6 protein-coding genes and 1 pseudogene are annotated in these 6694 nt (G+C 70.9%); 4 read left to right on the top strand and 3 right to left on the bottom strand.

The window, feature by feature from the left end; genetic code table 11:
* Positions 1–188: 188 nt before the first annotated feature.
* A complete protein-coding gene (locus tag I8N67_RS44845; RefSeq protein ID WP_372443911.1) occupies positions 189–434 on the top strand; it encodes a spore germination YkwD domain-containing protein in 246 nt (81 codons plus the stop codon).
* Between the two features lie 251 nt (positions 435–685).
* Here I8N67_RS44845 and I8N67_RS44850 read toward each other — a convergent pair.
* Positions 686–1186: pseudogene (locus I8N67_RS44850) on the bottom strand (serine/threonine-protein kinase); the annotation flags it as partial.
* Positions 1187–1627: 441 nt separating this feature from the next.
* Between I8N67_RS44850 and I8N67_RS40560 the strand changes: the two are divergent.
* The 3 genes from I8N67_RS40560 (at position 1628) to I8N67_RS40570 (ending at position 4902) form a co-directional block, all read left to right on the top strand.
* Positions 1628–2461 carry a DUF817 domain-containing protein gene (locus I8N67_RS40560; RefSeq protein ID WP_200309326.1) on the top strand — a complete coding sequence of 278 codons (834 nt, stop codon included), beginning with the start codon at positions 1628–1630 and terminating at the stop codon, positions 2459–2461.
* A gap of 30 nt (positions 2462–2491) precedes the next feature.
* The gene (locus tag I8N67_RS40565; RefSeq protein ID WP_200309323.1) at positions 2492–3358 is read left to right on the top strand and encodes an AraC family transcriptional regulator; all 867 of its coding nucleotides are present in this window, start codon (positions 2492–2494) and stop codon (positions 3356–3358) included.
* 368 nt (positions 3359–3726) lie between these two features.
* The gene (locus I8N67_RS40570; RefSeq protein ID WP_200309324.1) at positions 3727–4902 is read left to right on the top strand and encodes an FAD-dependent monooxygenase; all 1176 of its coding nucleotides are present in this window, start codon (positions 3727–3729) and stop codon (positions 4900–4902) included.
* 61 nt (positions 4903–4963) lie between these two features.
* Here I8N67_RS40570 and I8N67_RS40575 read toward each other — a convergent pair whose 3' ends face one another.
* Positions 4964–5962: a sugar phosphate isomerase/epimerase family protein gene (locus tag I8N67_RS40575; RefSeq protein WP_200309325.1), complete on the bottom strand. Its 999-nt coding sequence runs from the start codon at positions 5960–5962 to the stop codon at positions 4964–4966.
* Positions 5963–6061: 99 nt separating this feature from the next.
* Positions 6062–6694 (bottom strand): Gfo/Idh/MocA family protein (locus tag I8N67_RS40580; protein WP_234047060.1); only part of this gene is annotated, 633 nt, incomplete at its 5' end.

The following is a 6694-nucleotide window of genomic DNA, read 5'->3' on the forward strand; positions in this document are numbered from 1 at the left end:
TCGGTGTTACTCCCCGCCGATCGGGCAGGCCCTGGCCCATTCGTGGAGATCGCCCACAGCCACGCAGCCAGGCCCTGAGCGTCGCCCAGCCCGATCACTGCCGGCCTGTCTCACGACACGCTCGTGCTGCCGAGGAGGGCGTCGGCGTACCGGAGCTCACCGAGGCCGCGCAGAACCACAGCCAGGACATGGCCGACCACCAGACGCTGTCGCACACCGGCTCCGACGGCTCGTCCTTCGTGGACCGGTACGCACGCGTCGACTACTCGTGGAGCAGCCGGACGCCTTCCGGGTACTCCTCCGCGCCGCCCTGGTTCAGGCACGACGTCTGGGGGCTCCGCAAGGTCGAGTCTCCCGCCGACGCGAACACCAATTGCAGCCCGCCGGACGTGCGGTCCGCGGACAGGGCGACGGCGAAGAACTCGTCGCTGTAGCGGGAGATGCCGAGGTGGGGCACGGTCGCGGTGCCCAGTTCGACGTCCGAGTAGTCGTCTTGGAAGGAGTATCGGAGGACATATCCGTCCGAGACGAGCAGCGGGAAGGTGAGCATCCCGTCGAAGGCGCCGGGTCGGTCCGTCTCGGACCAGGGCCCGCTGCCCTGTCCCGCCAGCGACACGCCCGTCACGACGAGGAGGCTCGCCGCCAGCACCAGGGCGACGGTGAGAGCGAGCCGTTGGGCGAGCAACTGCTCTGGCGAGGCGTAGACCACACTGCCGACGAACTGCCCCGTGGAGGTCAGCCCGACCTGTCCCACCGGCCGCGCGACCCCGAAGTCGACCAGGCGTGGTCCGGTCTCGGCGAGGATGATGTTGGACGGCTTCACATAGCGGGGCACGATGCCGGCGGTGTGGAGCGCCGCCGGCGCCTCCACCAGGGTGGCTGCCAGGACCCGCACGCTGCCGTCGGGCAGCCGGCCGCGCCCGGCCGGTACGTCAGCCAGGTTCGGACCGTGGACGAGTTCCGTCGCCAGCCAGGGCGTGTCCGCCTCGGCGTCGAAGTCGACGAGTTGCGCGGTGTGCACGCTGAGGACCGCGCGGGCGATCTCGATCTCACGGGCGAAGCGCTCGCGGTAACCGGGTTCCGCCGAGAGCTCGGCCCGGATCGTCTTCAACGCCACGAGCAGACCGCCGTCGGTGCGGCGGGCGAGGTACACGCTGCCCATGCCGCCGGAGCCCAGACGGGCCATCAGCTCGAACGGCCCGACGCGCCCGGGATCCGTACCATGCCGAAGCGGCTCCACCACGATGCACCATCATCCGTCCGTCGACGTCCCAGAGACAGCCACGCCGTCTGCCGGGAGCCATGACCGAAGGTCGGAGCGGGGCCACAGACGCAGCAAGGCCGGGAGACCCGCGCCGCCCGTGCCGAACCGGCTCCGATCACCGTGAGCCGAGGGGTGACATTCTGACGAGCCGCGACCAACCGCCACAGGGCGCAGCGCAAATGGCGCGCGGACGTATCGGCTGGGATGACAGCGCGCCCCTTGCCGGGGGCGCCGGTGCCGTCGTCCGGACCGCAGCGCTCCAATGGTTCAGACCGGCCGACGGCGAAAATGGGAAAGGGGCGTCCAGGCACGGGAAAGGCAAAGGGCGCAACCGTTGTCGCTGCCGGACCGCTCTACGTGAACATGCACACGATCATGTACGGCGCCGGAGTGATCAGTCGGCAGCTGCTCCGGTTCGCGTGGTCGCAGGCGCGGTGCTGCGCCTTCGCGGTCGCGCTGTTGGGTGGGATGGCGGTCTCGAAACTGCTCCCGGCGCTGCCGGTGGCGCGCTATGACCTGCTGCTGGCGTACGGGGTGCTGCTCACCGGCGTGGGCTTTGTGCTGGGGTGGGAGACCAGGCGGGAGGTGGCGGTCGTGGCCGTCTGCCATGTCCTGGGGCTCGCCTTCGAGCTGGTGAAGGTGCGGGTGGGGTCATGGACCTATCCCGAGCCGGGGCTGGCCAAGTTCGCCGGTGTGCCGCTGTACGGAGGGTTCATGTACGCCGCTGTCGGCAGCTACGTCTGCCGGTCCTGGCGGCTGCTCGACCTGACCCTGACCGGTTACCGGGCCCGCGTCACCGCCCTCCTGGCCGTCGGCCTGTACGTCAACTTCCTGTCTCATCACTGGCTCCCGGACCTGCGCCTGCTGCTCGGCGGTCTGCTGCTGGCCGTGACCACGGGGACATGGGCGCACTACACGATCGGTGAACGCCGGCATCGGATGCCGCTGGCGCTGTCCTTCGCCCTGATCGGCTTCTTCCTGTGGCTGGCCGAGAACATCGCCACGTATCTCGGAGCGTGGCGGTACCCGTATCAGCTTCATGGCTGGGAGCCGGTGTCGGTGTCCAAGTGGGTTTCCTGGGCCTTGCTGATCAGCGTCACGTTCGTCATTGGCGGAGCCGGGCGGGGCACCCCCAGGTCACGTACCCGACCGCAGCGGGCACAGGATGTCGGGTGCGGCAGAGTGACTCCTTCCTAACGTGGGTGATCGAAAGGGAAGGAGACCGGGGTGCTGGAGCGGCTGAACGAGGCCATGGAGCACATCGAGCGCCGGCTCGATCAGCGGATCGAGATGGCCGACCTGGCACGGATCGCGGTGACGTCGGAGTATCACCTGCGGCGGCTGTTCTCCGCGCTGGCGGGGATGCCGCTGTCGGAGTACGTCCGGCGCCGGCGGTTGACGGTCGCGGGCGCCGAGGTGCTGGCGGGCGAGCGGACGCTGCTGGAGATCGCGGTGCGTTACGGCTACGGCTCGGGGGAGGCGTTCGCGCGGGCGTTCCGCGCGATGCACGGCGTCGGCCCCGGGGAGGCCCGGCGGACCGGTGCGAGTCTGCGCTCCCAGCCCCGGATGTCCTTCCGACTCGTCGTCGAAGGGAGCAGCAGTATGCGATACCGGGTCGTGGAGAAGGAGGAGTTCCGGGTGGTCGGGCGGAAGGCCCGGGTGCCGCTCGTGCACGAGGGGATGAATCCGGCGATCGCCGACTTCATCCGGAGCATCGGCCAGGAGACACTGCGGCAGATCGAGAACCTGTCCGACCAGGAACCGGAGGGGATCGTCTCGATCAGTGACAATCTCGACGACGGTCGGGCCGAAGGGACCGAACTCGACTACTTCCACGGCGCGGTGACCCGCGCCGCCGTACCCGACGGCATGGACGAACTCACCGTGCCGGCCGGGACCTGGGCCGTCTTCGAGAACTCCGGGCCGTTCCCGCAGGCACTCCAGTACCTGTGGCGGGACGTGTTCACCCAGTGGTTCCCGTCCAATCCGTATCGGAGCCGTCCGGGCCCCGAGATCCTGCGGACCCGCCTGTCCGAGGACGCGGCGCGGGCGGACGCGGAACTGTGGATCCCCGTGGAGCGGACCCCGCTCTGAGTGGTGGCGGCGCGCGGTGGCCGATGGCCGCCGCGCGCCTGCCGCCTGCCTTCGTGTCCTCTCGGGGCTCCGCCCCGGACGCCGCGCCTTGACGGGGGAGGCGGCGCGAGACTTTCGGGTGCGGGTACGGGTGCGTCGTGGCTTGTCGCGCAGTTCCCCGCGCCCCTCAAGAGCGGGGGGCGAGGCCACAGTTGTCGGTTCGGGCGTCCTCCGCCATCCGACACGGGGAAGTGTGGCCTCAGGCGAAGCTCATCGATAAGGGGGCCGTTGTCATTGCGCCCGGCGCCCGGCGCCCGGCGCCTGCCGCATGTCTGCCGTATGTCCGAGTCCGCCGGTAGCTTGAACGGACGTCGACCTGAGGTGGGGGCATGAGGGCGATCGTCATGGGGGCGGGTATCGGGGGGCTGGCCGCGACGCTGAGTCTGCGGCGCGCCGGGTGGGAGGTGACACTCGTCGAGCAGACCCCGCGGTTCACCGAGATCGGCGCGGGGATCCAGCTCGCGCCGAACGCCACGCGTGTGCTGCGTCGGCTGGGCCTGCTCGACGAGGTCGCCGCACAGTCCACCCGGCCGTCCCGGCTGAGCTTTCGTACCTGGTCGGACGGGGCCGAGATCTGCCATTACCCGCTGGGGCGCGAGGCCGAGGACGCGTTCGGGGCGCCGTACCTTCAGGCCCACCGGGCCGATCTGCACCAGGCGCTGGCCGCCGCGGTGCCGCCCGAGTCGGTGCGGCTCGACACTTCGGTCGTGGGCATCGGGCAGGACGACAAGTCCGCCAGGGTGACGACGGCCGCCGGCGAGCGACTGGAGGCCGACCTGGTCGTGGCGGCGGACGGTGTGCGGTCTGCCGCACGTCAGTGGCTGTTCGGCGCGGACAAGGCCCTGTACTCGGGGACCGCCGCCTACCGGGCGCTGCTGCCGGCCGCCGAGGTGGCCGACCTGGACCTGCCGGACTTCGCCCTCTGGCTCGGACCCGGACGGCACTTCGTGCACTACTGGGTGCGTCGTGGGGATCTGCTCAATGTCGTGGGCGCCGTCGGGACGGAGGCGGCCCAGGAGTCATGGACGGCGCGGGCCGAGCCGGCGGAGGCACTGCGCGCGTACGACGGTTGGGAACCCCGGGTGCTCACCATCCTCGAACGGGCGGGGTCGATGCTCCGCTACGGTATCCACACGCGGGCCCCGCTCGCACGGTGGAACACCGGCCGGGTGACCCTGCTCGGAGACAGCGCCCACGCCATGGTGCCGTTCCAGGCCCAGGGCGCGGCACAGGCGCTCGTCGACGCGGCCGTGCTCGGCGACACCCTCGCGGGCGTGGCACCGGCCGACGTACCCGACGCGCTCGACCGGTATGTGCGCCGACGGCTGGCCACCGCCACGAGGGTCCAGGCCGGCTCCGCGCGGGCGGGCGAGGACTATCACCTGCCGGACGGGCCCGAGGCCCGGGCACGCGACGCCCGTATGGCGGCCGACGCGGCGGGCGACGGGTTCGGCGCCCATGCGGCCGCGTGGCCGGTCGATCCCCTCGACGAGCGGACGCCGTAGGACGAGTTCGGGCCTCGCGTCCGCCAATGGGCGGGCGCGAGGCCGAGTGACACGGCGTCGGTCAGATCGCCGCCGCCGCGCTGTGCAGGTTCTTGGCCGCCAGCGCCAACCCCTCCGTCTGGGAGTAGGCCGCGTCCTCGTGCTCGATGTTGACGGCCATGTCGGGGTCGATCTCGGCGAGGGCGCGCAGGAACTCGGTCCAGAAGGCGACGTCGTTGCCGATGCCGACCGCGACGAACTTCCACGCCGGGTTCTCGGGCCAGGAGTTGCACCAGAAGCCGTACCCGGTGGGCACCTTGCCGTCCGCGTCGGCGGGTACACGGGTGAACGACGTGTCCAGTACGCCGCGGATGTCGGCGCCCGGGCAGAGCGTGGCGTCCTTCGCGGCGGCGTGGAAGACCAGCGGGCCCAGCCACTTGATGGAGGCGATGACGTCCATGCCCTGCCACATCAGGTGGGAGGGGTCCATCTCCGCGCCGACGTTCCTCGCGCCGGTCTCCTCGACCAGCCGCTTCAGGGTGACGGGGGAGAAGACGAGGTTGTGCGGGTGCATCTCGATGGCGACCCGGACGTCGTTCTCGCGGGCGAGCGCGTCGATCTCCTTCCAGACCTCGACGGCCACGCCCCACTGGTAGTCCAGGACGTCCATGTAGACGCCGTCCCACGGGTTGACGACCCAGGAGGGGTACTTGGCGTCGGGGTCGGAGCCCGGCGTACCGGACATGGTGACCACGTGCTTCACACCCAGCAGACCGGCCAGACGGATCGTACGGCGCAGATCGTCCGCGTGCTTCGGGCCGACGCCCGGGAGCGGGTTGAGCGGGTTGCCGTTGCAGTTGAGGCCGGTGAGTTCCATGCCGCGGCCGGCGAACGTCGCGAGGTACTCCTCGCGGGCGGTCGCCGAGGACAGCAGCAGGTCGACCGGGCAGTGCGGCGAGGGGATGAAGCCGCCGGTGTCGACCTCGACCGAGGTCAGACCGTTCTCCTTGAGGATGTCGAGGGCCTCGGGGAGGGTCCGGTCGTGCAGACAGGCGGTGTAGGCGCCGAGCTTGAGGGCCATGGGTCTCTTCCTTCTCTACAGGGCTCCAGGCGACGGGCGGGACCGTGACTGCGGAGCCACCGGTCCGGGAGGACTCGACGACGGCCTTGATGATCTCCACTACTCGGCGGGCCGGTGCTGGTCGAACGCGGCCCGGCCGCCGAGGCCCAGGACGTCGAAGAACAGCCCGTTGGGCAGGCCGAAGCCGGTGCGCGTCACCGAGAACGTGCCCACGAGCCCGGACTCGAAGCGGGCCGTGAAGGACGCGGTGTCCTCGTTCTCGACCTCGCCGAACTCGTCGGAGACGGGCGTGGCGTTGTGCCCGACGACCGCGCCCAGCGGCAGCGGACGCTTGGGGATCTGCGTCGACAGCGAGGCACCGGAGACCGAGGCGATCGGCCCGGCGACGTACTCGGCGGCGTCGATGATGTGCGAGCCGATGTCCCCGAGCGCGCCGGAGCCGGGACCGCCCTTGAACCGCCAGCTCAGCGGACCGTTGGGGTCGGTCGCGTAGTCGCACCAGTACCGGCCGCTGAACAGCGTGAGGTCACCCAGCTCGCCCCGCTGGACGTGCCGGCGGATCGCGGAGATACCGGGGGAGCGGCGGAAGGTGTAGCCGACGGACGTCACGACCTCGGCGGTACGCTCCAGCTCCTGGGGCGGGTGGGCAGGCCCGAGGACATCGCCTGGTGCGCGGTCCATCTGGCGTCGGACGAGTCCGCGTGGGTCACCGGCGGCAACTTCCCCGTGGAG

This window comes from Streptomyces adelaidensis, from assembly GCF_016598475.1.
In the GTDB taxonomy this organism is placed as follows: domain Bacteria; phylum Actinomycetota; class Actinomycetes; order Streptomycetales; family Streptomycetaceae; genus Streptomyces; species Streptomyces adelaidensis.

What these genes read in the sequence shown, in the direction of transcription:
- I8N67_RS44845 (WP_372443911.1), top strand. Translation starts at nt 189, where the DNA reads ATGGCCGACCACCAGACGCTGTCGCACACCGGCTCCGACGGCTCGTCC.
- I8N67_RS40575 (WP_200309325.1), bottom strand. Translation starts at nt 5,962, where the DNA reads ATGGCCCTCAAGCTCGGCGCCTACACCGCCTGTCTGCACGACCGGACC.
- I8N67_RS40560 (WP_200309326.1), top strand. Translation starts at nt 1,628, where the DNA reads ATGCACACGATCATGTACGGCGCCGGAGTGATCAGTCGGCAGCTGCTC.
- I8N67_RS40570 (WP_200309324.1), top strand. Translation starts at nt 3,727, where the DNA reads ATGAGGGCGATCGTCATGGGGGCGGGTATCGGGGGGCTGGCCGCGACG.